Here is a 24,526-nt window from a genome sequence, read left to right as displayed (position 1 = left end):
GCTATTCCGGCCCGAACCGGACGATCCGGCGGCGTGGGCGTCCCGGCTCGTCGTCGGGTTCCTGCTGTGGTTCCGGTTCGGTCTCGCGGGCCACCCCGATCGCGACCAGCGTGTCCGCATCGGCCGGTGGCACCCGCGACAACGACGCGAACGCGGCCGCGATCTCGCGCCCCGTGGAGCCGGTGGCGAGTCCTTCGACGATCTGGCGCCAGGTGAGCACGCCCTCCTCCACGCGGTCGAGCACCGGCGTCCACTCCGGAGTCCTCCCGTGGCCGAGGACGAACGCCCTCACCCGCTCGACGTCTTCATCGGACGGTGGTTCGACCACGCCGAAATCCCGCTCCAGTTGCTCGATCTCCGCCTCCGCCTCGTACATCACGGCGTAGGCGTGGTCGATGCGCGCGTCCAGCTCGCGCTCGGCCCGCTCCATCGCGGGCGTGCGCATCCCTGCCGGGTTCATGAGTGCTCCTCTCGCTCAGCGCGAGCCCGCGACGTCGCGAGCGATACCGTCCAGCTCCGTCAGCGCGCCCCGGGCGTCCCCGACGGACTGCGTGAGCCGGTCCTGCTGCTGCCGCAGCTGCTCGCGGTTGCCGTTGATGGTCTCGGCGGTGCTCACGGCATCGGAGAGACCGCCGATCTCCGGGATCGCCCGCACCGTCTCGACGAGCTCCTGGATGGTGGTGAAGTACTCCTGCATCGTGGTCACGATGTCGTTGATGGCCTGGTAGAGCGCGAAGACCTCCTGCGCCGTGTGCTTGATCAGCATGATGTCGTCGTAGAGATCGTCGATGTCGATGCCGATCACCTTGCCCAGCCACTTGCCGGCCGACTGGATCGCCGTCCAGGCCCAGCCGACCACGGGCAGCGCCTTGGTGGCGATCTTCCTGGCCACCTTGATGATCGTGTTGATGCACCGGATGGCGATGTCGGCGATCTTCTTGGAGACGTCGGCGATCTTGGCGAACCCGCTCGAGACGAACAGTCCCATCTGCTCGCCCGCCCACGCGGCGCCCTTGTCCCAGAACACGTCGAGGAACTCCTTGCAGAGCTCACCGGACGGGCCTTCCCAGTGGTGCGTGGCCAGCGTGGTGGAGTTGGCGCCCAGGTTGGCCGCGAGCAGGCCGAAGTTCTTCCCGACGCTCTCCCAGGCCTCGCCGTTGGCCTCGATGCTCTTGTAGTTGCCCGCGAGCGGCGAGATGATCGAGTCGGTGAAACCCTTGCCACCGTCTATGTTGAACTCCGACCAGATCCAGTCGAGGACCTTCAGTTCCATGCCGTGACTGGGGACGTCGTCGGAGTACTTGGTGTCCGGCCGCTCGATGTCCGGGATGTCGGTCTGCGTGTACTGGAACCGGGAGCCGCCGTCCTCGGTGTGGTTGTCGAAGCCGTCGCGTCCGTAACCGCCGAACGCGATCTCCTCGTTGGTGTCGCCCTCCAGCCCGGCGCGCTGGATCAGGGCCGCGTTGCTGTGGTCGACGACGCCGTAGCTGCTGGCGGCCGAGAGCACGCCGTCACCCAGGTCGCAGAGCTTGCGTTGCATCTCGCTGAACGCCGTGCCTACCAGCACCGACGACGGCCCGTTGACCGCGGCGCCGAGCGGTTCCAGCAGTCCGGTGAAGCCGTGGTCGCTCATGCCCTCGTCGCGGGCGAGCCGTTCGATGAGCGGAAGTGCCTGGCCCGCTTCGGCTCCGAGGTAGTAGCCGAAGTCGGCGACGGCCTCCTTGTCGACGGTGAAACTCATGGTGCCCCCAGTTGGTCGGTGTGTCGTCGCGCGGCTCAGGACCGGGCGAGTGGCGTCCAGTCCCCGTCGAGCGGGTTCTCGGGTGCCGGCTCGTCGTCCGGCTCGATCTCGGTCGTGGTGTCGCTGCCGGTCCCGGTGTCCTCGTCGGACTCGGTGGACTCCGTGGACTCGGTCGGCTCCTGCTCGCCGGCGGAGTCGCCGCCCGCGAGCTCGCCGATGACGGTGAGGCCCTCCTTGACGACCTCGAGCACGCCCACCGCGCCCTCGATCAGCTTCACCAGGTTCTCCCCGGTGGTCAGCAGCGCGGCGAGCTTGCCGGCGATCTGCCCGGCGTAGTCCACGGCGATCGCGACGCACTGGGGGATCGCCTGCGCGATGCTGGCCCCGAACGTGGCCGGTGCGGCGGCGATCGCCTCGGTCATGATCGGCACGATCTTGCCGACGGCCTCGGTGATCAGCCTGGTGACGATGTCGACGACCTGTGCCACGACCTCGCCGGCCGCGATCATCGCCTTGGCGTTGGTGGCCGCCGTCTCGGCGACCGAGGCGATGCCGTCCACCAGTTTGGTGGCGGTCTCGGTGTAGTTCTGCTTGCCCGCGCCGGACCACTCGCTGGTCTCGTTCTCCACCGTGGAGCCGTAGTCCTGCGCGACGGCGTTGCCACCGCGTGCGGCGTCCTCGTGCTGCCCGGCAGGACCCGACACCGAGTCCGGCTCGCCCCGCAGCTGGCCTAGCGGCTCCTCCAGGAACGAGATCACCGGGGTCAGGAAGTCGCAGCCCGCGCTGGCCAGCGCCGACAACGGGCTCGCCGTCGAGCCCAGCATGCTCAGCGACACCACGGGTTCGCCGAGGAGCTCCACCGAGAGGAATTCCTTGCTGTCGACGGAGTCGCCGGCGAGCCGCAGGTCGGCCAGCGCCGTGCTGATCTCCACCGCGGAGCGCTCATCGCCGTCGCGCTCCGGCGTCTCCGGCGTCGCCGCTGTCGTCGTGGTCACTGTGGGCCCTCCTCGAGGCGCGAACCGATGCCGGTGAGTCCGGTGGCGTGGTCGGAGTCGGAGTTCTGGTACTCATCGGCCGCGCGGCGCAGCGCACCGCTCACGGTGTCCACTGTGGAGGACGCGTGCCCGAAGGCGTCCATCGTGCGTTGCATCGCCGAGCCGAGACCCGCGGTGATGAACTGTGCGAACGCGCCCAGCGACTGGGCTCCCATTTCCGCGGGCAGCGCCGCGCCGGTGGTGGCCAGCTGGTCGGCGTGCGCGGTGAGCCTGCTCGCGTGGGAGCGCAGCTGCTCGGGATCGACCTGGTACGACGGGGTGCCGGTCATCGCACGACCTCCGCGGGCACGTGCCGGGTGATCTGGGTGAGCGCCGCGTTGTCACCGAGGTAGCCCGCCATCACCTCGGTGGTGCGTGAGGCCGCCTGCCGCTGAGCCTCCCGTGCGGTGGCGACGATCAGCTCGGCCAGTGCCTCGGCCTCGAGCCTGCGCGCCATCGGGGTCAGCGAAACGCCGTCGAGCGCGCCGGTGGCGGTCACCGAGACGGTCACCTCACCCCGCGGCGACCTCGCCGTCGCCCCTGCCTCGCGCAGGCTCTCCTGGGCCTGGCGTGCGCCGTGAGCCGCGCGTTCGAGCCGGTCGCGGTAGTCCGCGAGCCACTGTGCTGGTTCCATGATGTGTCCCCTCTGCTGTCGTGTGGTGTGGTTCAGCCGCGGGCGAGTGCCGCCGCGTCGCGCAGTTCCCGCAGGAGTTCGCTGTGCCGCAACGGGTTGACGCTCACCCAGCCGCGCTCGTCGTGATCGACCCTGACCCTGCCGCGGGATCCGTCCAACCAGGACAGTTCGCGTGGCCGTTCGGCGTGGCCGCCCTCGGGTCGGACGACGACGCCGAGCTGGCCCCGGCCGACCACCGACGGCAGCAGCGTCACGAGCGCGTCGACGGCGGACTCGTCGCCCCCGCGTTCCCTGACCAGTTCGCGGGCCCGCCGCAGCGGCGCGGCCTCGCCCGTCGTGTTCTCGAGCAGCCGCGTCGCGTCGCCGACGACGCCGGGCGGCAGGGTGATCGGCAGGGCGGGCGCGGGCGCGGCCTTCGGGATCCGGACGGTGAACTCGTCGGTGAGTGCCGCGGTCCGGACGCGGGTGACCGTGACCGGGCCGGGCTCGCCGCCGATCGACTGGCGGCACACCACGGTGTGGTGCCTGCACACCATCGCCACGACGCCGGTCGTCTCCGTGCCCTCGGCCACGACGAGGTCGACCGTGCTGCGGTGCCCGCGCAGCGCCTCCACCAGGTCGGCCGCGAGCCCGAGCGGGCCGTTGCCCGTCGCCAGCCCGCGTTCGGCCAGCGCCTGGCCCGCCGAGCCCAGCAGCGCGCGGCGCTCATCCTCGATCCGGCCGACCGACGGCACCCGCAACGGGAACGGCGGCCGGGCGCCCGCGTAGGTGGCGAGCAGGTCTAGTTCCGCCAGTCCGAACCGGACGGCGGGCTCGGGCGGCGACTCGAGTGAGAGTGTCATGGCCGGCCCCGTTCCCGGCCTCGCTCGGCGCCAGCCGCGAGGTCCTCACCGGAGCGCTGCTCGTGGTCCTGGTACTTGGTCTTGGCCTCGTCGAGCATCTGCTGGTACTCGCGGACCTCACGTTCGGTGGCCTCCACCTCGCCCGCGAGCCCGGAGCCGCCCGCGGCCTCGCGCAGCCGCATCGCCAGGTGCACGGCGGGCGGTGCCGTGCCGAGCATCGGCAACCGCTCTGCGAGCCTGCTGGCCGTGGCCACCAGGTCGCCGGTCAGGTCGCCGAGCTGCGCCAGTGTCGTGATTCGCTGCCCGAGCAGGTCCAGCTCGAGTTCGAGTCCGTCGCGTGCGCTCACCGGTGCTCCTCCTGTCCCAAGCCCTGTCCCAGGCCGATGACCGCCTCGCTGCCCGGTTCCTCCATCGGAAAGAGCCGGTGGTCGATCGTCGGCAGGTGGTTCTCGTGGTCCTCGTCGTCGGCCTTGCCCCGCGTGCCGGCGCCGGGCGGCACCATGCCGCCCATCGCGCCGGAGCGGGCGGCGGCCGTCTCGGCGGCGGCCAGCGCGGCCGGCGAGCCCGGCCCGCCGGGCAGCATCGAGCCGACCCGCATGCCCTGGCCCAGTGGATTCGTGGCCCCGGGTCCGGCCGCGGCGCCCATCCCCGCCGCGACACCGCCCGCGACGGCCCCGAGCGCCGCGCCGGAGACCGGCCCCGGCGCGGCGATCCCGCTGGAGCTTCCCGAGCGCACGAGCTGGTGCCACGACGGCCCGCCGGCCGCTGACCGGGCGCCTCGGGGCTTGCCCGCGGCGGCCGGGGTCGTCGCGCTGCGCGGCATCGTGGCGGCCGCGGGGATCGTGCCCTGCGCCTGGCCGATCAGCTGGCTCGAGCTCGTCAGGCTCGACTCGTAGGTCTGCATCGAACGGACCGCCTGCTGCTTCTGCAGGTCGGTGGTGTTCGCGCCGACGTAGAAGCTGAACCCCGCCCCGCCGACGGCACCGAACGCGGCGCCAGGGTCGGCCGCCGAACTCGGTGCCGTCGAAGCGGTTGTCTCAGGGCGCGGCGGGAGGAACGCGGACGCGCCGGGAATCGCCGACGGCGTGCCGGCCGGGGCGGACGTGAGCCCGGCCCAGTTGGTGGCCGGGTCGGTCATCGGCGCGGACGCGTCGCCCGGCGGAGGCGGCATCGAGGCCCGTGCCCTGGCCAGCGCGTCGGCCGCCTGCTCCGCGGCCTGCTGACCCGCGTGGGCCAGTTCGGCGATCTTCTCCACTCGCTCGGCCAGTACGCCGAGCCTGCGTGCGGCCTCCTCGGCGCCCGTGCCCTGCCAGCTCTCCACCAGCGCGGCCCGCTGCTCGCGCAGCACCTCGGCGTGGTTGACGAGCGCGGCCCGGTGCTCGGACCACTCCGCGGCGATGGTGCTGACGTCGGCGACGTCGGCGTCCTGCCACAGCATCTGGTACAGCTCGTCGTGGCTGTACGCGTCCCAGTTCACTCCACCTTCGGGCGGTGCGGGCCTGCCGAAGTACACGTCCCATCCGCCGGACGTGCCCGTCGCCGCCGCTGACGTCTCGCTTGCCACCCCAGAACCCCTTTCCGGTCACCGAGTGCTCTCTCGGCGTGACCGGAATGCTCCCGGCGGGCGGCGTTCGCGCGGAAGGTCACGAGGAGGCCATCCGTGGCCGGTGGTGCTGACCAGGCGAAAGGCGTCAGCGGCCGGTGCGATGGGCCTTCGCGAGGTGTTCCTGGAGCCGGGCGTGGCGGAACTGGTAGACCGCGCCCGACTGGCGCAGCACGCCCCTGCGGTAGGCGTCGTCGAGGAACGCGTTGACCTTCCACGGCAGCCTGCCGAGCAGCGGAAGGCGGACGCGGGTGAACACCAGCCAGTCTCCCCACGCCGTGAAGGCCACGACGTAGCCGACGGCCGCGCCCAGCGCGCCCGTGACCCCGATCGTCAGGCCGGCCAGCGCGTCCCACGTGATCGCGAACCACTGAGAACCGGCGAGGGCGTCCACGACGGCCGACGCGGGGAACCCGATGACGGTGACTCCAAGTGCGAGCGTGACCGCCAGCGTGCCGGCCAGCCGCAATGTCGTCGTGCGATCGGCCGAGAGCAGGTCGGCAGGACTGGTCGCCGTCGTGAGGTTGGCGGGTGCCTCCAGCGCGGCGGCGAGAGCCAGCACCACACCGCAGGTGAGTCCGAAGGTGATGGCGTAGACGATCGAGTCGGTGACGAGCAGCCGCACCAGCGCGACCGGGTCGGAGGGGAGAGGCAGGTACGGTGCGAGAGCTTTCACGAAAATGCCCACGACGCCGTAGGCGACGCCGGCGATGACACCGCCGAGTGCTCCCGCGGCGAACCGGCCGGCGACCTTGCGCGGGAAGCCCGGCTGTCTGCTGGACCGGTCGAACAGCCGTACCCGCATCCTCGTCGGCTCCGCGACTCCGCCCGTGCGCACCACCGTCAGCAGGAACACCACACCAATGGGGACTCCGACGACCATGCCGCTGAGCAGCCCGTCCATGAGTACGAGGCTCCACGACAGGGGAAGGCCGAAGACGAGCCCTGCCGTCGGTGTGAAGAACAGCCAATGGGCCAGCGTCGTGCCCAGGCACGCGAAGGCCGTCACGAGCAGGGCGCGGGTCGAGCGGCGCAGCGGGCCACCCATCCGCCACCACTCGAGGTCGGTCGTCTCGCGCCGATCGAGATCGTCGGCGAGGAAGCCCAGCCACCGCCGCACCCGGTCGACCTCCCAGCCGCGCTGCGCGGCCCCGCCCCGTGACGAGGGCGCCTCGCCGCTGTAGACGGTGGGTACGAACGTGTCGAGCAGGTGCTCCTCGATGGACTCGGGGGTGGGGAAACGGGTGGTGTCCAGCAGGCCGGCCGGGTCGCGGTCGCGGGAGTCGCTGTAGACGGTGCGCGCGAGCCCGACCATCAGCGGGGTCGTGAGCACCGTGGCGAGGTGCGCCGCCGCGCTCCCCTCGGCGGGTTCGTGCTCGCGCAGCGCGGCCAGCGCGACGTCCCACCGGGTTCCGGTGGCGCCGTCGGCGGCGGTGACCCGGCGGGCGGTGCGGGGGAGGTACCCGGCGAGGTCGTCGGGGGTGAGGTCGGTCAGTTCCACCACGGCGGCCGAGGTGAGCACGTCAACCGCCGTCACGGCCCGTTCGTACTCGTCGAACCTGCTGGTCAGCAGCAGCGGCATCGACAGGGCGTTGAGCGCCTCCAGCGCGGGACGGTGCAGGCCGCCCGCGATCTCGTCGAAGCCGTCGAGCACGGGCAGGATGCGCCCGGTGTCCACGAGCACGGCCGCGAGCGTGGCCCCGCCGGGAGCAGCGGCGGCCAGACCGGGCTGGTCGCGGTGCAGCAGGTCGACCAGCCAGGTGCGCAGCGGCGTCGCCGTGGGGTCCCACGAGCCGATGTTGAACACGACGGGAACGGCGTCGCCCGCATCGCGTGCGGCGAGCGTGTCGAGGACGAACCGCAGCGTCAGTACCGTCTTGCCCGAACCGGCGCGGCCGAGCACCACGAGTCGTCGCGACGGCACGTCCCGGTAGGCGCGGGCGATGTCGCGGACCTCGCCGGAGAGGTCGAGCGGGGTGGCCGTGACGCCGGCGGGCACGCGGCAGATGTTGTCCCAGTGATCGGCGAGGTGCTCCGGTGCCTGCCTCCACCGCACGGGCAGTGGGAACGGGTCGTGCACCCGGCGCAGCTCCTCCTCGCGCCGCAGCCGGGCCGCGATCACCCTCGCCAGGTTGTCGGCGGCCTCCGCCACCTCGGCGGGCACGGCGGGCAGGCGCACGGGCCGCTCGGGCTCGCGCGCGGGCGCCGGGGTCCCTGCCTGCTCGGGTGCCGGTTCCGGTCCGGGGTCACGGCCGTCGGCGGCGGTGAGGAGGTGGCGGCGCTCGTCGGGCGAGACGTCCAGTGCGTCGGCGAGCAGCGTGACGGTGCCGATGCGCGGGTCGGTGCCGCTGCCGGTCTCGAGCCTGCGGATGGTCCGCACACCCACCCCGGAGCGCACGGCGAGCTCGTCCTGGGTCAGCCCGGCCTTCCGTCTCGCGTCGCGCAGGAGGACACCGAACCGGTTGGCCACGTCGGGTCCTTCCAGGAAGGCGGTGGGGCCAGATGATCTTAGTCAGGTCGACCGGCCACGAATGGCAGGTGGTCGACCTGGTGCCTGACCTGCGCCGGAGGTGAGACTCGGCCGAGGCGAGGAGGAACAGGATGCCGGGAAAGTTCAGGTACTGGTGCGGCGAGTGCGGCTACCGCACGCCGTGGGGCGACGACGCCGAGGGCGCCGAGCGTCTCGCGCTGCACTACCGGCGGCGGCACCCCGGCGCCGAGGAGGGTGGCGACTTCGAGGTCCGTTCCGGAGCACGGCGCAGCGGCTGCCTCGGCGCGCTGATGCTGCTGCTCCTGCCACCCGGCCGGAGATCGTGACCGATCACATGACGTGCGCGATCGCCGTTGCCGATACGGTCGGGGGGCGACCGCTATCCCGGTTCGATCCGCGTGGCGCCGTCGTGGTGGCAACGCCTCGCCGCGCTCCGCAGGGTCCCGTGGTGCCGCGGTCGCGCCGAACATCGTCCGCAGACGCCGCGTGCGAGAGCACGCCCCGAGGGAGGCTTCTCGATGACCTATCCAGACACCCAGCTCTTCATCGACGATCAGTGGCTGGATGCGGCCGAGGGGCGCACGATCGACGTGCAGAACCCGGCGAGCGGCCGGGTCATCGGGCGCGTGGCCCACGCGAGCAGGCAGGACCTCGACCTCGCCGCCGACTCGGTGCGCCGCGGCTTCGAGGTGTGGCGTGACTACACGCCCGCGCAGCGCAGCAAGATCATGCGCACGGCCGCCGAGCTGGTCCGCACCCGTGCCGACGAGATCGCCGCGCTGATGACGCAGGAGCAGGGCAAGCCGCTGGTGGAGGCCAAGGGCGAGATCCTCGCCGGTGCCGACATCATCGACTGGTTCGCCGAGGAGGGCTTCCGCGTCTACGGCCGCACCGTGCCGCACCGCGCCAACCCCGCGATCCAGCAGCTGGTCGTCAAGGACCCGGTGGGCCCGGTCGCGGCCTTCACGCCGTGGAACTTCCCGATCAACCAGGTCGTGCGCAAGCTCGGTGCGGGCCTCGCCGCGGGCTGCTCGATGATCGTCAAGGCGCCGGAGGAGACCCCGGCCAGCCCGGCCGCGCTCGTGCGCGCCTTCCAGGACGCCGGCCTGCCCGCCGGGGTGCTCGCGCTGGTGTACGGCAACCCGGCCGAGATCTCGGAGTACCTGATCGCCCACCCGGCGATCCGCAAGATCACCTTCACCGGCTCGACCGCGGTCGGTAAGCAGCTCGCGGCGCTGGCCGGCCAGCACATGAAGCGCGTCTCGATGGAGCTGGGCGGGCACGCGCCGGTCATCGTCTGCGAGGACGCCGACGTCGAGCTCGCCGTCAAGGCGATGTCCAGGGCGAAGTTCCGCAACGCGGGCCAGGTCTGCATCTCGCCGACCCGGTTCCTCGTGCACGACTCCGTGCGCCAGGACTTCTCCAAGGCGCTGGCGGAGTTCGCCACCGGCCTCAACGTCGGTGACGGGCTGGCCGACGGCACCGAGATGGGTCCGCTCGCCAACTCCCGGCGCATCGACGCGATGTCCACCCTGTACGCCGACGCCGTCGAGCGCGGCGCCACGGTGCTCTCGGGCGGCTCGCGCATCGGCGACGCGGGCAACTTCTGGGCTCCCACGGTGCTCGACGATGTCCCCGCCGACGCCAAGCTGTTCAACGAGGAGCCCTTCGGCCCGGTCGCGGCGATTCGCGGCTTCCAGGACCTGGGTGACGCGATCACCGAGGCCAACCGGCTCTCCTACGGCCTGGCCGGGTACGCCTTCACCCGGTCGCTGGCCACGGCCGACCAGCTGACCCGCAAGGTCGAGGTCGGCATGCTGTGGGTGAACATGCCCGCCATGCCGTCGGCCGAGCTGCCCTTCGGCGGCGTCAAGGACTCGGGCTACGGCTCCGAGGGCGGCCCCGAGGCGATGGAGGCATACCTGAACACGCGCTCGGTCGCCATCGCGCACTGAGCGAGGACGTGACAGCGGCCCCGTGCCGGTCCAGCGAGACCGGCACGGGGCCGCTGTGCGTTCGCCGGGCTCAGTACCCGGCCCAGAGCGCCGTGGCGGCGCCGAGCCCGAGTTCGGGCGAGGTGGGCGAGCCAGATCGGTCTCCTGTACGCCCTCACCCAGCCGCACAGCAGACCGGCACGCCCGCGGCCGCGAGCACGAGCGCCACCGGCGGCAGCCACCGCCACGTGTCGGCCGGGCTGACGCGATCCGCGGGGTGCGCGGTGGGGCCCGGCGCGCTCATCCGATCAACACCAGGGCGCGCGCGACACGCCCCGGCGTCACAACCGCTCGGCCGAGACGACGGTGGGCAGCTCGCGCAGGTCGTCGAGCAGCTGGTCGAGGTCGGCGGTCAGGATGGTGCACACGACGCTGCTCTCGGCGACGCCGTCGCGGATGTCGACGGTCAGGTCGTGCACCTGGTAGCCGCCTTCGTGCAGCGCGGCGGACAGGGTGGACAGGCCTTCGACTCCACCGGTGAAGTAGGTGGCGATGCGACGGCGCATGGGAAAGGCCGCGCGCAGGGACTGCGGCGAGGTGCCGAGTTCGACGGTCATGGGGGATCTCCAGCTTCGAGGATCGACAGGATCCGGGCCAGGTCCCGAGAAGGGTTCCCCGTGAGCGTGGGGTCGCCGACAGCGCGCCGGCGACCTGGGTTCAGCCGGCGCGCCTCACTACTACGTCTCGCTTCGACGTTAGGGGCAGCCGCATGGGAGGCAGGCTAGCAGAAGCACGCCTCGATCTCGACCGTCGCGCGTGCCGCCGACGGCCGGTCCACAGTGGATCGCGCTGCCGGAGTCAGGCCGCGGCGAGCCGGGGCGTGCCGCCGAACAGTGCCTCGGCCACCCGCAGCACGAGGGATTCGATGAGGTTCGCGGCGATCTTGGCGATAACGGTGGCGAAGAAGTCGGTCATCGCGGGGCTCCTGAGTTGACGAGAAACGGTCACCCGCGACCATCCCCGTCGCGGGTGACGAGCGTGGAACGAGCCGGGTGTCCCGCCGGTGAATCCGAGCGGAACGCCCGACGGCGGCACTCACGGCGTCACGTGCGGTGACGCAGCCACTCCGCCGCCATCGCCGCCGCCGACGCGCCGAGTCCGACGCCCCACTGGTGCGGCAGCAGCGGGCTGCACCCGAAGAACCGGCTCATTCCGGGCACCTGCACCACCGTGACCAGAACCGCCAGCGACCCGACTCCCGCGGCGAGGACGAGCGGGGTCCGGCCGCGCACCGCCATCGTCTGTCCCAGTTGGGCGCCGACGAGCGCGACGAGCCCCGTGGTGGCCGCCTGGTTGCCGGTGCTCACCGGCCGGGCCAGCAGCCAGGCGGCCAGCGCCGAGGCGGCCGTGGTCACCGCTCGCACGGTGACCTCGCGGGTGAGCACGCCGCCCAGCGAGGCGTCGGGGCCCTCCTCCAGCAGCTCCCGCGCCTCGACGCCCGGCGGCGGTCGCACCGCCACGGCCATCGCGGGCAGCACGTCGGTGAGCAGGTTGACCAGCAGCAGCTGCCGGGCGTTGAGGGCGTCCCGGGTGCTCAACAGACCCGCGACGACGGTGAACGCGACCTCGCCGAGGTTGCCGCCCAGCAGGATCGCGAGCGCGTCGCGCACCGAGGCCCACATCGCGCGGCCCTCGACCAGCGCGTCGGTGATCGTCTCGATGCGGTCGTCGGTGATCAGCAGGTCCGAGGACTCCTTGGCCGCCGCGGTGGCCTTGGCTCCCACCGCGATGCCGACGTGCGCGAGGCGGATCGCGGGGGCGTCGTTGGTGCCGTCGCCGGTCATCGCGACCACCCGCCCCGCCCGGTGCAGCGCTCGCACGATGCGCGCCTTCTGCGCCGGGCTGACCCGCGCGACCACCGCGACGTCCCGCAGCCGCGCGGCCAGCTCGTCGTCGCCGGTGTCGTCCACCTCGGCTCCGGTCAGCACCCGCCCGCCGTCGCCGAGGCCGAGTTCGGTGGCGATGGCCTCGGCGGTGCCGGGGTGGTCGCCGGTGAGCATCACGACGTCGACACCGGCCGTGCGCAGCTCGGCCACGGCGGCGGCCGCGGTGGGCCGCACGGGGTCGGCGAGCGCGAGCAGGCCCCGGAACTCGAGCTCGCGTACCCGGGCGGTCAGCAGTTCCGGTGCGGAGGACGCGCGGCGCTCCGCCACCGCCAGCACGCGGTAGCCGTGGCTCGCCAGGCGCGAGACCTCGGCCTCGATCGCGGCCCGCGCGTCGTCGTCGAGCGGCCCGCGGCCTGCGGGCAGCCGGGTGCACGCGCGCAGGACGGCCTCCGGTGCGCCCTTGACGCTGAGCACCGAGCCGTCCAGCGCGGCGGAGAGCACCGCGTGGTAGCCGCGCGACGGTTCGAAGCCCAGCTCGTCGAGCCAGTCCAGGCCGCCTAACCCGTGTTCGGCACCGACGCCGAGTTCCTCGGCCGCCGCCTGCACGGCGGTGTCGGCCGCGTGCAGAGCCGCGTCCCCGTCGCGCCACGGGCCGGCGCGGACCGCGACCGCGAGCACGTCGGTCAACTCCGGGGTGAGCTCGGACAGCGGCAGGGTCCGCGTGCCGTCGGAGACCGCGCGCAGCCGGATCCGGCCCTCGGTGAGGGTCCCCGTCTTGTCGAAGCACAGCACGTCGACCCGGCCGAGCGCCTCGATCGTCGACGGGCTGCGCACGAGCACGCCCCGGGAGGCGAGCCTGCGGGCCGAGGCGAGCTCGGCGACGGTCGCGACGAACGGGAGTCCTTCGGGCACCGCCGCCACCGACAGGCTCACGGCGCGGCCGAGTGAGCGGGTGAAACCCCTGCGCCGCAACAGATCCACGAGCAGCAGCCCGGTTCCCGCGCCGATCGTGGCGGGCAGGGTCGTGCGCGTCAGCTCCGCCAGCCGTGCGGCGACGCCCGTGACCGGGGCGCGCTCGCCGTCGCCGCGCACCGCGCGCTCGGCCTCGGTGCGGGCGCCGGTCGCCACCACCACCGCCACCGCGCTGCCCGCCACCACGACCGTGCCCCGGTAGAGCATCGACGTGCGGTCGGCGATCGCCCGCGCCGCCGACGGGCGCGCGGTCTTCGCCACGGGCTGCGACTCCCCGGTGAGGCTGGACTCGTCCACCTCCAGCGACCGCGCCTCGAGCAGCCTGCAGTCGGCGGGCACGGCGTCGCCCGCGGCGAGTTCGAGCACGTCGCCCGGCGCCAGCAGCTCGACCCGCTCGGGGCGGGTGCTGTCCGGTCGGCGCAGCGACACGCGCAGCGCGCTCGTGTCGAGCAGCCTGCGCAGCTCGCGCTGGGCCGCGACCCGTTGCGCGCCACCGATGAGCGCGTTGACGGCGAGCACGCCCGTGATCAGCACGGCATCGGTGACCGACCCGAGGCTGGCCGACACACCGGCTCCGGCGGCCAGTGCGGGGGTGAGCGGACCGGAGAGTTCCTCCGCCGCGGCGACGACGAGGCCCGAGTCGCCCGGGTCCGTTCCCTGGTCACCGGCGGGCTCGGCCTGCCTGCGCCGTGCGGACTCGCGCTCGGCGAGTCCCTGTCTGCCGCTGTCGAGTCGGCGCAGCACCGCACGCCGCGACATCGCGTGCCACGGCGTGCTGTCCTGGGGGACCGGTGCCGGCAGCCTGCTCGCCTCCATCCCGGCCCACGTGCCCGCTCCCACGGCGAGCAACGTCGCGAAGTTGCCGGGGAACGCCGCTCGGCTCGCCGCCGTGCCCGCGGGGCCGAGCGTGCCGAACAGCGCCCCGAGCGCCGACGCCGAGATCGCCAGTGCGGTGCCGTGCCGGCTCGCGCGGCGCGCGAAGCCGACCGCGCGCAGCAGCGCGCACGCCTGCGCGAGGCTGCCGCACAGTACGTCCGCGTCCCACGGCGGATCCCGGCCGGGACCGTGCACGCCGATGCCGACGTCGGCCACGTGCAGCGCGCGCCTGGCGCCCGCCGACACCACCGCCACGACGTGGCCCTCCGCCTGCAGGTGCCGCACCGTCGCGGTGAGCCCGGAGTCGGCGTGCACCACCGTGCCCGCCTCTCCCGCGGCGTGCTCGACGGCCTCGGCCAGGGGCTCCCGTTCGGCGATCACACTCACGACACCGACCGGCCTGCCGCGGCGGAGCACCACGACGGCCGTGCCCGCCGCGGCTCCCGCGAGCGTGCCGGGCAACGAGACGTCCCCCGGTGACGCCAGTGACCAGTCCGTGCCGCGCTTTCCCTTGCGGGGCGTGCCGACGAGGTCGTGCGCGTGGCGCAGCACCACGGCCGCGGGCAGGTCCGGCACGCTCGCCAGCAACTCATCGACAACCCGCCTGCCCGTGCGCAGGATGTCGTGGTGCAGCACGACGGTGTCCACGCGGTCGAGCCTGCGCAGCGCCTCCGGTTCCAGCACCAGCGCGCCGGAGCCGCAGAGGTGGGTGCCGAGGTGCGCGGCGAAGGTCTCCCGGCACGTCTTGGCGGGCCGGGGCACGCCCGCCAGCACGATCGCGGTGGTGCGCCGCGGATCCCGGGTGAGTGCGAGCGAGGCCGCCGACCCGGCGAGTCCCAGTGCCGCCGAGGCCGTGGCGACGCGTTCGACCGGCCCGTACGGCAGCGGCGCGGCGCGCTGAACGGGGACCAGGGGAGCAGCGCGTTGCGGGCGTCCCTCCCACTCGTGCCACGCCCTGCGCCGTGCGGTGATCTCCCGGTGCAGGCACAACCGGTACACGGTGTCGGCGACCAGGGTGACAGGACGCCGTGCCAGCGAGTGCCCGAGCGAGCCGCCCACGGCGAACAGCGCGTCGGTCGCCGGTCCGCCGAGCGCACGCTCCACCGGCGCCCGCAGCCGCGGTGTCGAGTCGACCAGCGACAGCAGGGCGGGCACCACGGGCGGCAGCGACGGCAGCGGGAGCAGCCGCCCCGCCACGGAGTACGAGAAGCCGGCGAGGTTGATGCCGATCGCCAGCAGCTCGCGCACGGCAGGGCCAGGGTTCGCGGGATGCCGGGCTCCGGCCGGAGTCCGGCCGCGCAGTTGCCACAACCGTTCGATCTCGGAGATCGCCGTGGTGAGTTCGCCGACCGGGACGTCGGGTTCGTGGCTCACCGCGACGCGGCCGAACACGCTGTTGACCTCGGCCGCGCGCACGCCGGGGACCTCGAGCAACCGCGCTTCGAGGTCGGCGGCGGCGCGCTCGGTCCCCGGCTGGTGCACGCCGCGGACCTCGACGTGCGTGCGCTCGCCCGACCGCCAGCGTCCGCGCCAGGTATCGGGGCCTGTCATCTCGTGCAGCGAGGCGGCCACCGGCCTGGCGATCGACAGGGCCACCTCGACCGGGTTCGGCAGGCGCATCCCGCGGTTACGAGGATCCGCCGTCGCGGGCGGCCTTCTTGGTGGAGGACTTGGCGGAGGAGGACCGGGAACGTCCGCCGCCGGACGATCTCGACGTGGCCGCGGCGGCGGGCTTGGCGGCAGCGGGTGCCGGAGTCGCCGAGGTCGCCGGGGTCTCTCCGCGTCCGGCGAGCGCGGTGCCCAGACCGATCGCGAGCGCGACGGGCCATTCGATCAGCTCGAACGCCACCATCGCCGCCAACCCTCCGAAGTAGACGGCCTGCCTCGGTGACGGCAGGTAGTCCTGCGCCGTGCGGGCGGCCGCCGTGAGCTCGTCCCTGCTGGGCACCGGCACGTGCGGCAGGGAGACCTGCGGCATCGAGACGCGGGGCAGATGCACGTCGGGAGCGCGGAACTCCGCCGTGACGAAAGGTAGTCGCATGGTCGCCGTGCGCGGAGCGGCAGCCGGTGTGGTCGTCGTCCGGGATCCGTTGGCAGCCATGGCGCCTCCTTCGAGAGGACTTGCGTGACCTCCCAGCCTACGAGCGGGAGAACATCAACTGAAGCCCGAGCGATCGACCTGAGTGTCCACTGTGGACTATCTAGCGTCGTGACGGCCGCGCGTGCTCCGGCGCGGCTCGCGTTCCCGCTCTGTGGGAGCGATGTGCGTAACCGGTTGCGCATCCGCGATCCGAGGGTTACCTTCTGCTGCGCAACCGGTTACGCACATCAACGGCGAGAGTGGACCAGACGTGACGAACATCCGAGACATCGCGGCCGAGGCCGGCGTGTCCGTGGCCACCGCGTCGCGTGCGCTGACCGGTAAGGGACGCGTCTCGGCAGCCACCGTCGAGCGGGTGCGGGCCATCGCGCAGCGCCACCGGTTCCAGCCGAACGAGATCGCGCGCAGCCTGTCGTCGGGCCGTTCACACTCGCTCGGCCTGCTCGTTCCCGACATCACGAACCCGTTCTTCCCCGAGCTGATGGCCGGAGCCGAGAGCGCGGCGAAGGCGCGCGGCCAGACCATCCTGCTCACCGCGGCGCTCGGCGCCGACTCCGCCCGCGAGGACCTGAGCGTGCTGCGGGCGCGGGGCGTGGACGGCTTCATCGTCGTGGGCAACCCGTTCGACTCGGCCGAACAGCTGCGCGAGGCGGCGGGTTCGCGGCCGCTCGTCGTCGTCGACCGCTCGGAGTCCGTCACCGACCTCTCCACCGTCGTCACCGACCACGTCGAGGGCGCCGCTCTCGCGGTCCGGCACCTGATCGAGCTGGGGCACACGCGCATCGCCCACATCAGCGGCCCGCCCGGGCTCGACGTCACCGACCTGCGCGTGGCCGGCTACGAGCGCGAACTGCGCGCGGCCGGACTGGAACCGAGGGTGGTCGACGGCGACTTCACCGTCGAGTCCGGTGCCGCGGCCGTGCGCGCGCTGCTCGACGGCCCCGCCGCGCCGAGCGCCATCACCACGGCCAACGACCTCGCCGCGATCGGGGCCATGAACGCCGTGCTCGCCCGCGGCGGCAGCGTGCCAGGGGACCTCAGCATCGTGGGCTACGACGACATCGTGCTCGCCGCGCTCGTCCACCCTGGACTGACGACCGTCGCACAGGACATCGGTGAGCTCGGCGCGCGGGCCGTTGAGGAGCTCGAACGCCAGCTGACCGGCGACACCGACGTGCGCACCGTCTCGCTCAGCACCAGCCTCGTTGAACGCGGCACGACGGGCCGCGCGTCGTGAGCCGCGTCTGGGTGGTGGGCAGCGTCAACGAGGACACGCGGCTGGGCCTGTCCGAGCACGTGCGGCCCGGCGAGACCGTGACGGCCGAGTCGTTGTCGCGTCAGCTCGGCGGAAAAGGGCTCAACCAGGCCGTCGCCGCGCGCCGCGCCGGAGCCGCGACCACGATGATCGCCGCCGTGGGTGCCGACGGCGCGGGGGAGTCCACGCGCGCCCTGCTCGCGGCCGAGGGCATCGCCGCGCGGATCTTCACCGCGCCCGGCCCCACGGGCACCGCCGTGGTCGCGGTCGACGACGCGGGGGAGAACGCGATCATCGTGGTGCCCGGCGCCAACGCGCTGCTGCCCGACGCCCACGTGCGCGCCCACCTCGAGACCATCGCGGCCGCGGATGTGCTGCTGCTGCAACTGGAACTGCCGCTCGCGACGGTGCGACTCGCCGCGGCGAGCGCCCGGCGGGCAGGCGCGACGGTGGTGCTCAACGCGGCGCCCTACCGCCCCGACGCGGCCACGCTGCTGGCCGACGTCGACCTGCTCGTCGTCAACGCCGCCGAGGCGGGACACCTCGCCCCCGGCCACGATGATCCCGCCGACGCGGCGCGCGAGCTGGCCCGCCGGGAACGGCTCGCGGTGCTGGTGACACTCGGCGCGCGGGGCTCGCTGCTCGTGCGCGACGGCGAGAGCGTTCCCGTGCCCTCGTGCGTCACCGAGGTCGTGGACACCACGGGCGCCGGTGACGTCTACATCGGATTCCTCGCCGCCGCGCTCGCCGACGGCGCGGATCCCAGAGCGGCGATGGAACTCGCCAGCACCGCCGCCGCGACGGCGGTGTCCCGGATCGGTGCGACCGCCGCGATCCCGACGATCGCGGAGCTCGGCGTCGCGGCCACCGGCTGAGCGCCTCCACCTGATGTTCGAAGGAGAACCATGAGAATCGCACTGGGCAACGACCACGCCGGTTTCGCGCTCAAGAGCCACGTCGTCGACGTGCTCACCGCGCTCGGCCACGAGGTCATCGACAGCGGCGCGCAGGACGACTCACCCGTCGACTTCCCCGACGTCACCTTCGCCACGTGCGACCTCGTCCGCCGCGGCGAGGCCGACCGCGCGGTGCTGGTCTGCGGCACCGGGGTCGGCGCCGTGATCGCCGCCAACAAGATCCCCGGCATCAGGGCCGGGCTCGGCCACGACGTGTACTCGGCGCACCAGGGCGTCGAGCACGACGACGTCAACGCACTCGCGATGGGAGCGTGGCTGATCGGCCCCGCGACCGCGCGCGAGGTGCTCGTCGCCTATCTCGACGCGCGCTTCGACAACGACGAGGACACCCGGCGCCGCGTGGAGAAACTCCACCAGCTCGAACTCGACGGTGCGCGCGAACTCGCCGACCGGCTCTGAGCGACACGCACCCGAACCACCACCCCCGACCGGCAGAGCAGGACAATGTCAAAGAAGATCATCCTCCGCCACCCGAGTGACGTGCAGCGCCTGATCAACGACGGCGTGATCAGGCACGGCAACTCGCGGTTCATCGTCATCATCGCACTGGCAGGCATCTTCATGGATGCCTTCGACTTCACGTCGATCGCGTTCGGACTCACCTACGTCCAGGAGGAGTTCGAGTTCTCGGCGCTGCAGCTCGGCTTCGCGTCGGGGATCATCCTCGTCGGCGCGCTGATCGGCTCGCTCTCCGGCGGAATCCTCATGGACCGGATCGGCCGCGAGAAGGTCTTCACCGCCGACCTGGTGATGCTCATCGTCGCGACGCTGGCGTGCGCGCTGGCTCCCGACCCGTGGACGTTCATCATCGCGCGGTTCCTGATGGGTTTCGCCGTCGGCGTGGACTATCCGGTGGCGCTGAGCTTCATCGCCGAGTACTCCGACTCGCGGCGCAAGGGCAGCGCGCTCAACATGTACGCGCCCGTCTGGTACGTCGCCGTCGCCTCGACGTGGTTGCTGCTGCTGATCGGCTACCACATCTACGGCGCGCTGGGCGCCGACATCTCGTCGCTGTGGCGCTGGGTCGTCGGCATCGGCGTGGTGCCCGCGATCATCGTGCTCGTGCTGCGGCGCAAGTACCTCACTGAGTCGGCGAGCTGGCTCGCGCAGAACGGGGACCTGCATCGCGTGGCCAAGGTCCTGCGCAAGGCCTACGGGGTGGACGTCGAGGTTGCGCCGGACGCCGTGCTCACCGTGGAGAAGACCGGCGTGCCCGCGCGCAGGGCCTTCAACGTGCTCTGGACCGCGCGCTACCGGATGCGCACCGTGCTCTCGCTGATCGTCAACTTCTGCCAGGGACTGCAGTACTACGCGGTCGGCTTCTCGATCGGAATCGTGGTGGAACAGGTGCTCGGCGAGTCGGTGCTCACCGGCATCCTCGGCCCGCTCGTGTTCAACGCGATCTTCGGTGTGGCCGGTGGCCTCGTCGCGGTGTTCGCCGCCTCCAGGATCGGCGTGCGCAGGCTCGCCATCATCGGCTTCTGCATCACCATGACGTCGATGGTGCTCGTCGCGATCCTCGGCCGTGGCCTGTTCCCCGGAGCCATCGTGGCTGCGTGCGTCTGCCTCGGCGCGTTCATCTTCGGTCACGCGGCCGGACCCGGTACGCAGGGCGTGGTGATCGCGACGATGTCGTACCCCACCTCGATCCGCGGCACCGGCGTCGGCTTCATCCAGCTCGGTAACCGGCTCGGCGGCACGCTCGGCCTCGTCATGTGGCCGGTGCTCACCGCCGCACTGGGGCTCAACGCGCTGTTCGTCCTCGCCGCCGCACCGCTGCTCGGTCTGCTGGCACTGTTGCTGATCCGCTGGGACCCGGCGAAGGCCAACGTCGACGACGAGGACTTCGAGGCGCGCGAGGCCGCGGTCCGCGACCACGACAAGGAGACGATATGAGCGACGTGATCGCCTTTCTCGGGCTCGGTGTGATGGGAACGCCGATGGCGCACAACATCGCGCGCGCGGGCCTGACCGTGGAGGTCTACGACGTCCTCGCCGAGGCGCGCGACCGGGCCGAGGCCGAGGGGCTGACCGTGACCGGCGACGTGCGCGGGCTGCTCGCCAGAGCCGACGTGGTGGTGACCATGCTGCCCAACACCGGGCACGTCGAGGAGGTCGTGCACGGCCAGGGCGGCACGATCGCCAACGCCAGGCCCGGCACCGTCCACATCGACATGAGCAGCATCTCGCCGGTCGCGACGAAGGAGCTCGGCGCGGCCAGCCTCGCCGCGGGGCTCGGTTACGTCGACGCGCCCGTGAGCGGTGGCGTCAAGGGAGCCCGTGAGGGCGCGCTCTCGGTGATGGCGGGTGGCAGCGACGAGCACCTCGACCGCGTGGCGCCCGTGCTGGACGCGATGGCGGCGACGGTGACCCGGATGGGTCCCATCGGCGCGGGGCAGGCGACCAAGGTGTGCAACCAGGTCGCCGTGGCCATCAACATCCAGGCGGTGTGCGAGGCGTTCGCCCTCGGCCGCTCGCTCGGCGTGGATCTCGGCAAGCTGCGCGAGGCGCTGCTCGGCGGGGCCACCGCGAGCTGGGTGCTCGACAACCTCGGCCCGCAGATGATCGCGGGCGACGACAGCGCGGGATTCCGGATCGCCCTGCAGGTCAAGGACCTCCGGCTCGGGCTCGAGGCGGCCGGGGCCAACAACGTGCCGCTGCCCGCGGCCTCCGGTGTGCTCGACCTCTACCTGGAGGCGATGGCGCACGGCGAGGACTCCCACGGCAACCAGGCGCTGAGCCGGGTGTACGAACGACTCACCAACCAGGAGATCGCCGAGCGACAGGAGCGGGTGACATGACGGTGAACGTGCACGACGTGGGAGTTCCGTCGCGGGGGCTGGTGGTCCGCGTGCCGCCGGGGGAGGACATCCTCGAGTCGCTCGGGCAGGCCATCGCCGAGCACGGCATCCGCACCGGTGCCGTCGTCTCGGCGATCGGCACGCTGCGTGACTGCCACCTGCACATGGTGGAGACCACGGGATTCCCGGTGCGCGAGGCACACCCGGAGTGGCACGACGTGGCGTTCGAGCTCGCGTCGATGAACGGGCTGATCCTCGACGGCGAGCCACACCTGCACGGCGTGGTCTCCACCGCCGAGGGCGCGGTCGGCGGGCACATCGAACCGGGCTGCGTGGTGCTCTACCTCTGCGAGATCCTGCTGCTCGTGTTCGACGCCGAGAACGTCGGGCGCGCGCCCGACGCCAACGGGGTGGCGCAGATCGTCGCGAAGTGATCGCCGCCCGGACACCCGATGTTCACGGGTGTTCGCGACGTTCGTCGGTACTGGGGCCGAACGGCCGCGTGGGAGCGTGCTTGCGGGCAGACGATCACGCGGCCGCCCCGCCGGTGGCCGCAGGCGGACGGAGGAAGAACGCATGCGCGCTCGGGCCGGACGTACTCTCGCGGGCACACTGTCCGCACTGGTGGTGGCGGCGGGGCTGTTCGCGCCGTCGGCGGTGGCACAGGACGATTACTACGCCGGCACCGAGGGCCTGACCGGTGAGGCTCTGAAGGACAAGCTGCACGAGATCATCAGCGTCAGCGAGCAGCTGTCCTACGACGACGTGTGGAACGGGCTGCAGGCCTCCGACGAGGACCCGGCGGACCCGAACAGCGTGGTCCTGTTCTACAGCGGCGAATCCCGTGCGAAGGACCGCAACGGCGGCGGCAGCGGCGACTGGAACCGCGAGCACGTCTGGGCCAAGTCCCACGGCGACTTCGGCACCGCACCCGGCCCCGGTACGGACCTGCACCACCTGCGGCCGACCGACGTGCAGGTGAACAGCACGCGGGACAACAAGGACTTCGACAACGGCGGCGACGAGGTCCAGGGCGCGCCGGGCAACTTCACCGACGACGACAGCTTCGAGCCGCGCGACGAGGTCAAGGGCGACGTGGCGCGGATGATCCTCTACATGTCCGTGCGCTACGAGGGCACCGACGGCTTCGCCGACCTGGAGCCCAACGACCAGGTGGACAACGGTTCCGCGCCCAACATCGGCAGGCTGTCGGTGCTGCTGGAATGGCACGAGGCCGACCCGCCGGACGAGTTCGAGCGCAACCGCAACACCGTGATCTACGAGGACTTCCAGAACAACCGCAACCCGTTCATCGACCACCCGGAGTGGGTCGGCGAGATCTGGTAGCTCTCCGGGCTACAGTGCCCCGATGAACATCGGAACTGGTTCGGCGACCGTCGTCAGCGTCCTGCTGTACGTCGTTGTCGTGGCGGTGTTTCTGTATGCGCTGTACTACGTGGTGCGGGCCGCGGTCCGCGACGGTATCCGGCTGGCGCGCGAGCGCGACAGCGACGAACCGCGCGGCGGCGGCCCGCACTAGCCAGTCGATATCCGGTGGACTGCGGGCGGACCCGGCGGGACACTCGCGCCATGACGATCACGCCGCTTCCCACCGTGCCGGAGCTGGTGGTCGAACCCGGTCTGCTGCTCCGGCGTCACCGCCCCGAGGACGTGCCGGACATCGTGCTGCAGTCCCGCGACCCGGAGTCGCGGCGCTGGACGAGCGTGCCGGTGCCCTACGGAGTGGCGGACGCGCGCGAGTTCCTCGCGCTGGTGGAGCGGACGTGGCTCGACGGCACGCAGGCGGGGTTCGCGATCGAGTACGAGGGCCGCTACTCCGGCAACGTCGACCTGCGCCTGGACGGCCACGGTGCGGCCGAGGTGGGTTTCGTGCTGGCGCCGTGGGCGCGCGGCAAGCGCGTGATGAGCCGGTCGCTGCGACTGGCGGCCTCGCCGTGGTGCACTGGAAGGCCTACGTCGGTAACCTGGCCTCGCGGCAGGTGGCCGAGCGGTGCGGGTTCCGGGTCGAAGGCACCGTGCGAGGGCTGAGCCACCACCGCGGCGAGCGCAGGGACACCTGGATCGGCTCCCTGTGCCAGGACGACCCGAGGCCCTGACCGTCCGTTGTGGACTCACGACGTCAGAAGTCGGCCGCCTTGCCGATGTAGATCTCCGAGAACGACGCGGCCGCCGCCTGCGAACCGAGCAGACGGCGGAGCCGCGCCTGCGCGAGCCGCGCTCGGAACGGATCGGGCGGCGGGTCGAGCGTCGAGCTGTGGAAGATGTCGGAGAGCCACTGCGAGAACTCCTGGTACTGCCACACTCGCGCCAGGCACGTCTCGGAGTAGCGCGCCAGCGGCTCGTCGTCGCCGTCGTAGTGCGCGCGGATCGCCGCGGTGAGGTGGAACGCGTCGTGCAGCGCGAGATTCAGGCCCTTCGCCGCGATGGGCGCGACGAGGTGGGCGGACTCGCCGGCCAGGTGCAGCCTGCCGCGTGACATCGGCTCGGTGACGTAGTTGTGCATGTCCAGTACGCGCTTCTCGATGATCGGTCCGTCGGCGATCGGCCCGTCCGGAACACCGAGCCGGGCGTGCAGCTCCGTCCAGACCCGGTCGTCGGGCCAGTTCGTCTCGGCGTCGCCGGGCGGGCACTGCAGGTAGAACCGCGTGACCTGCGGGGTGCGCGCCATGTGTGCCGCGAACCCGCGCGGGTGGATACCGAACACCACGCCGTCGGCGCTCGGCGGCGCCTCGGCGAGCAGGGCGAGCCAGCCGATGCCGTAGTCGTGGCTCAGCGTCCGGCCGCCCACGTGCCGTCTGGTCACGCCCTGCGCGCCGTCGCAGCCCGCGATGAGGTCGCAGTCGAGCCGGACGGGCCGGTCCGATTCGGGGTCGGTGTAGGTGACGAACGGCGCGTCCGACTCGATGTCGTGCGGCAGCGCGTCGCCGACCTCGAACACAGCCCGGCCCCCGCGCTCGAGGTAGCGCCGGACGAGGTCGGTGACCAGCAGCTGCTGCGGGTAGACGTAGTGCCGTTGCCCGGCCCAGCGTTCGTAGTCGAACGGGTGGCGCGCGTCCTCGAACCGGAACTCGAACCCGGTGTGCGTCGGCGCCGTGCGCAGGAGTTCGTCGGCGAGACGATGCGCGGCCAGCCCGCGCACGGCCCATTCCTCGATGAAGCCCGCGCGGGGACGTTGCTCGATGAACGCGCGACCGCGGGCCTCCAGCAGCACGCAGTCGATTCCGCTGTCGTGCAGGATGTTCGCCACGGCCAGCCCCGCGGGGCCTGCGCCGAACACGGCGACACGGGTACTCGCGGTCATCGTGACCTCCCCAGCTCCGCCGGCTCATCTTTCCGGCTCCGGCGCGGTGACGCAACG

At 72.4% G+C, this 24,526-nt stretch carries 25 protein-coding genes; 10 read left to right on the top strand and 15 right to left on the bottom strand.

Going from position 1 to position 24,526, the window contains the following annotated elements:
* Position 1: 1 nt before the first annotated feature.
* From JHE00_RS04510 to JHE00_RS04470, 9 genes are all read right to left on the bottom strand, one after another.
* On the bottom strand, positions 2-460 hold the full coding sequence (locus tag JHE00_RS04510; protein ID WP_200315004.1) for a hypothetical protein: 459 nt from the start codon (positions 458-460) through the stop codon (positions 2-4).
* 15 nt (positions 461-475) lie between these two features.
* Entirely contained in the window at positions 476-1,741 is a 1,266-nt protein-coding gene (locus JHE00_RS04505) for a hypothetical protein (protein ID WP_200315002.1), read from the bottom strand.
* Positions 1,742-1,776: 35 nt separating this feature from the next.
* Positions 1,777-2,736 carry a hypothetical protein gene (locus JHE00_RS04500; RefSeq protein WP_307831812.1) on the bottom strand — a complete coding sequence of 320 codons (960 nt, stop codon included), beginning with the start codon at positions 2,734-2,736 and terminating at the stop codon, positions 1,777-1,779.
* Positions 2,733-3,065 (bottom strand): type VII secretion target, encoded by a 333-nt coding sequence (locus JHE00_RS04495; RefSeq protein WP_200315000.1) that lies wholly within the window; start codon positions 3,063-3,065, stop codon positions 2,733-2,735. Before JHE00_RS04495 ends, JHE00_RS04500 begins: the two co-directional genes overlap by 4 nt.
* Positions 3,062-3,409 (bottom strand): YbaB/EbfC family nucleoid-associated protein, encoded by a 348-nt coding sequence (locus JHE00_RS04490; protein ID WP_200314998.1) that lies wholly within the window; start codon positions 3,407-3,409, stop codon positions 3,062-3,064. Before JHE00_RS04490 ends, JHE00_RS04495 begins: the two co-directional genes overlap by 4 nt.
* Positions 3,410-3,441: 32 nt before the next feature.
* Complete coding sequence (locus JHE00_RS04485) at positions 3,442-4,251, bottom strand: ESX secretion-associated protein EspG (RefSeq protein ID WP_200314996.1); 810 nt, start codon at positions 4,249-4,251, stop codon at positions 3,442-3,444.
* Positions 4,248-4,598 carry a hypothetical protein gene (locus JHE00_RS04480; protein WP_200314994.1) on the bottom strand — a complete coding sequence of 117 codons (351 nt, stop codon included), beginning with the start codon at positions 4,596-4,598 and terminating at the stop codon, positions 4,248-4,250. The genes JHE00_RS04485 and JHE00_RS04480 overlap by 4 nt, the downstream gene beginning before the upstream one ends.
* Entirely contained in the window at positions 4,595-5,815 is a 1,221-nt protein-coding gene (locus JHE00_RS04475) for a hypothetical protein (protein ID WP_200314992.1), read from the bottom strand. Before JHE00_RS04475 ends, JHE00_RS04480 begins: the two co-directional genes overlap by 4 nt.
* A gap of 127 nt (positions 5,816-5,942) precedes the next feature.
* Positions 5,943-8,324: a helix-turn-helix domain-containing protein gene (locus JHE00_RS04470; RefSeq protein WP_200314990.1), complete on the bottom strand. Its 2,382-nt coding sequence runs from the start codon at positions 8,322-8,324 to the stop codon at positions 5,943-5,945.
* Positions 8,325-8,455: 131 nt separating this feature from the next.
* Here JHE00_RS04470 and JHE00_RS04465 point away from each other — a divergent pair, with 131 nt between their 5' ends.
* Both JHE00_RS04465 and JHE00_RS04460 read left to right on the top strand, forming a co-directional pair.
* Positions 8,456-8,671: a hypothetical protein gene (locus JHE00_RS04465; protein WP_200314988.1), complete on the top strand. Its 216-nt coding sequence runs from the start codon at positions 8,456-8,458 to the stop codon at positions 8,669-8,671.
* A 192-nt stretch (positions 8,672-8,863) separates the two neighbouring features.
* A complete protein-coding gene (locus tag JHE00_RS04460) occupies positions 8,864-10,300 on the top strand; it encodes an NAD-dependent succinate-semialdehyde dehydrogenase (RefSeq protein WP_200314986.1) in 1,437 nt (478 codons plus the stop codon).
* Positions 10,301-10,454: 154 nt separating this feature from the next.
* Here JHE00_RS04460 and JHE00_RS35505 read toward each other — a convergent pair whose 3' ends face one another.
* The 4 genes from JHE00_RS35505 to JHE00_RS04445 all read right to left on the bottom strand — a co-directional run bounded on the left by JHE00_RS35505 (position 10,455) and on the right by JHE00_RS04445 (position 16,114).
* Positions 10,455-10,583, bottom strand: coding sequence for a hypothetical protein (locus JHE00_RS35505; RefSeq protein ID WP_268958183.1), 129 nt, complete (start codon positions 10,581-10,583; stop codon positions 10,455-10,457).
* Between the two features lie 37 nt (positions 10,584-10,620).
* A complete protein-coding gene (locus tag JHE00_RS04455; RefSeq protein ID WP_200314984.1) occupies positions 10,621-10,896 on the bottom strand; it encodes a hypothetical protein in 276 nt (91 codons plus the stop codon).
* A 486-nt stretch (positions 10,897-11,382) separates the two neighbouring features.
* Complete coding sequence (locus JHE00_RS04450; RefSeq protein WP_230422797.1) at positions 11,383-15,633, bottom strand: cation-translocating P-type ATPase; 4,251 nt, start codon at positions 15,631-15,633, stop codon at positions 11,383-11,385.
* Positions 15,634-15,640: 7 nt separating this feature from the next.
* Positions 15,641-16,114 (bottom strand): hypothetical protein, encoded by a 474-nt coding sequence (locus JHE00_RS04445; protein WP_200314982.1) that lies wholly within the window; start codon positions 16,112-16,114, stop codon positions 15,641-15,643.
* 250 nt (positions 16,115-16,364) lie between these two features.
* Here JHE00_RS04445 and JHE00_RS04440 point away from each other — a divergent pair, with 250 nt between their 5' ends.
* The 7 genes from JHE00_RS04440 (at position 16,365) to JHE00_RS04410 (ending at position 22,494) form a co-directional block, all read left to right on the top strand.
* On the top strand, positions 16,365-17,351 hold the full coding sequence (locus tag JHE00_RS04440) for a LacI family DNA-binding transcriptional regulator (protein WP_200314979.1): 987 nt from the start codon (positions 16,365-16,367) through the stop codon (positions 17,349-17,351).
* On the top strand, positions 17,348-18,244 hold the full coding sequence (locus tag JHE00_RS04435) for a PfkB family carbohydrate kinase (RefSeq protein ID WP_200314977.1): 897 nt from the start codon (positions 17,348-17,350) through the stop codon (positions 18,242-18,244). Before JHE00_RS04440 ends, JHE00_RS04435 begins: the two co-directional genes overlap by 4 nt.
* A gap of 30 nt (positions 18,245-18,274) precedes the next feature.
* A complete protein-coding gene (locus JHE00_RS04430; RefSeq protein ID WP_200314975.1) occupies positions 18,275-18,745 on the top strand; it encodes an RpiB/LacA/LacB family sugar-phosphate isomerase in 471 nt (156 codons plus the stop codon).
* Positions 18,746-18,790: 45 nt separating this feature from the next.
* Positions 18,791-20,242: an MFS transporter gene (locus JHE00_RS04425; RefSeq protein WP_200314973.1), complete on the top strand. Its 1,452-nt coding sequence runs from the start codon at positions 18,791-18,793 to the stop codon at positions 20,240-20,242.
* Positions 20,239-21,147, top strand: coding sequence for an NAD(P)-dependent oxidoreductase (locus JHE00_RS04420; protein WP_200314971.1), 909 nt, complete (start codon positions 20,239-20,241; stop codon positions 21,145-21,147). The genes JHE00_RS04425 and JHE00_RS04420 overlap by 4 nt, the downstream gene beginning before the upstream one ends.
* Positions 21,144-21,581 carry a PPC domain-containing DNA-binding protein gene (locus JHE00_RS04415; protein ID WP_200314969.1) on the top strand — a complete coding sequence of 146 codons (438 nt, stop codon included), beginning with the start codon at positions 21,144-21,146 and terminating at the stop codon, positions 21,579-21,581. Before JHE00_RS04420 ends, JHE00_RS04415 begins: the two co-directional genes overlap by 4 nt.
* A gap of 142 nt (positions 21,582-21,723) precedes the next feature.
* Positions 21,724-22,494 carry an endonuclease I family protein gene (locus tag JHE00_RS04410; protein WP_200314967.1) on the top strand — a complete coding sequence of 257 codons (771 nt, stop codon included), beginning with the start codon at positions 21,724-21,726 and terminating at the stop codon, positions 22,492-22,494.
* Here JHE00_RS04410 and JHE00_RS36045 read toward each other — a convergent pair.
* Positions 22,457-22,684 carry a hypothetical protein gene (locus JHE00_RS36045; RefSeq protein WP_372440354.1) on the bottom strand — a complete coding sequence of 76 codons (228 nt, stop codon included), beginning with the start codon at positions 22,682-22,684 and terminating at the stop codon, positions 22,457-22,459. The two genes, JHE00_RS04410 and JHE00_RS36045, sit on opposite strands and share 38 nt — an antisense overlap.
* Before the next feature lie 53 nt (positions 22,685-22,737).
* Between JHE00_RS36045 and JHE00_RS04400 the strand changes: the two genes are divergently transcribed.
* Positions 22,738-23,196 (top strand): GNAT family N-acetyltransferase, encoded by a 459-nt coding sequence (locus JHE00_RS04400; protein ID WP_200314963.1) that lies wholly within the window; start codon positions 22,738-22,740, stop codon positions 23,194-23,196.
* Between the two features lie 91 nt (positions 23,197-23,287).
* Here JHE00_RS04400 and JHE00_RS04395 read toward each other — a convergent pair whose 3' ends face one another.
* On the bottom strand, positions 23,288-24,469 hold the full coding sequence (locus tag JHE00_RS04395) for a 4-hydroxybenzoate 3-monooxygenase (RefSeq protein ID WP_200314961.1): 1,182 nt from the start codon (positions 24,467-24,469) through the stop codon (positions 23,288-23,290).
* Positions 24,470-24,526: the final 57 nt, after the last annotated feature.

The sequence above is a fragment of the Prauserella cavernicola genome (genome assembly GCF_016595675.1).
Lineage (GTDB): Bacteria > Actinomycetota > Actinomycetes > Mycobacteriales > Pseudonocardiaceae > Prauserella_A > Prauserella_A cavernicola.
The sequence above is the reverse complement of the archived record's forward strand: the minus strand, read 5'-3'. Positions and strand labels throughout refer to the sequence as shown.

What these genes read in the sequence shown, in the direction of transcription:
- JHE00_RS04510 (WP_200315004.1), bottom strand. Translation starts at nt 460, where the DNA reads ATGAACCCGGCAGGGATGCGCACGCCCGCGATGGAGCGGGCCGAGCGC.
- JHE00_RS04505 (WP_200315002.1), bottom strand. Translation starts at nt 1,741, where the DNA reads ATGAGTTTCACCGTCGACAAGGAGGCCGTCGCCGACTTCGGCTACTAC.
- JHE00_RS04495 (WP_200315000.1), bottom strand. Translation starts at nt 3,065, where the DNA reads ATGACCGGCACCCCGTCGTACCAGGTCGATCCCGAGCAGCTGCGCTCC.
- JHE00_RS04490 (WP_200314998.1), bottom strand. Translation starts at nt 3,409, where the DNA reads ATGGAACCAGCACAGTGGCTCGCGGACTACCGCGACCGGCTCGAACGC.
- JHE00_RS04485 (WP_200314996.1), bottom strand. Translation starts at nt 4,251, where the DNA reads ATGACACTCTCACTCGAGTCGCCGCCCGAGCCCGCCGTCCGGTTCGGA.
- JHE00_RS04465 (WP_200314988.1), top strand. Translation starts at nt 8,456, where the DNA reads ATGCCGGGAAAGTTCAGGTACTGGTGCGGCGAGTGCGGCTACCGCACG.
- JHE00_RS04460 (WP_200314986.1), top strand. Translation starts at nt 8,864, where the DNA reads ATGACCTATCCAGACACCCAGCTCTTCATCGACGATCAGTGGCTGGAT.
- JHE00_RS35505 (WP_268958183.1), bottom strand. Translation starts at nt 10,583, where the DNA reads ATGAGCGCGCCGGGCCCCACCGCGCACCCCGCGGATCGCGTCAGCCCG.
- JHE00_RS04455 (WP_200314984.1), bottom strand. Translation starts at nt 10,896, where the DNA reads ATGACCGTCGAACTCGGCACCTCGCCGCAGTCCCTGCGCGCGGCCTTT.
- JHE00_RS04450 (WP_230422797.1), bottom strand. Translation starts at nt 15,633, where the DNA reads ATGCGCCTGCCGAACCCGGTCGAGGTGGCCCTGTCGATCGCCAGGCCG.
- JHE00_RS04445 (WP_200314982.1), bottom strand. Translation starts at nt 16,114, where the DNA reads ATGGCTGCCAACGGATCCCGGACGACGACCACACCGGCTGCCGCTCCG.
- JHE00_RS04430 (WP_200314975.1), top strand. Translation starts at nt 18,275, where the DNA reads ATGAGAATCGCACTGGGCAACGACCACGCCGGTTTCGCGCTCAAGAGC.
- JHE00_RS04425 (WP_200314973.1), top strand. Translation starts at nt 18,791, where the DNA reads ATGTCAAAGAAGATCATCCTCCGCCACCCGAGTGACGTGCAGCGCCTG.
- JHE00_RS04420 (WP_200314971.1), top strand. Translation starts at nt 20,239, where the DNA reads ATGAGCGACGTGATCGCCTTTCTCGGGCTCGGTGTGATGGGAACGCCG.
- JHE00_RS04415 (WP_200314969.1), top strand. Translation starts at nt 21,144, where the DNA reads ATGACGGTGAACGTGCACGACGTGGGAGTTCCGTCGCGGGGGCTGGTG.
- JHE00_RS04410 (WP_200314967.1), top strand. Translation starts at nt 21,724, where the DNA reads ATGCGCGCTCGGGCCGGACGTACTCTCGCGGGCACACTGTCCGCACTG.
- JHE00_RS04400 (WP_200314963.1), top strand. Translation starts at nt 22,738, where the DNA reads ATGACGATCACGCCGCTTCCCACCGTGCCGGAGCTGGTGGTCGAACCC.
- JHE00_RS04395 (WP_200314961.1), bottom strand. Translation starts at nt 24,469, where the DNA reads ATGACCGCGAGTACCCGTGTCGCCGTGTTCGGCGCAGGCCCCGCGGGG.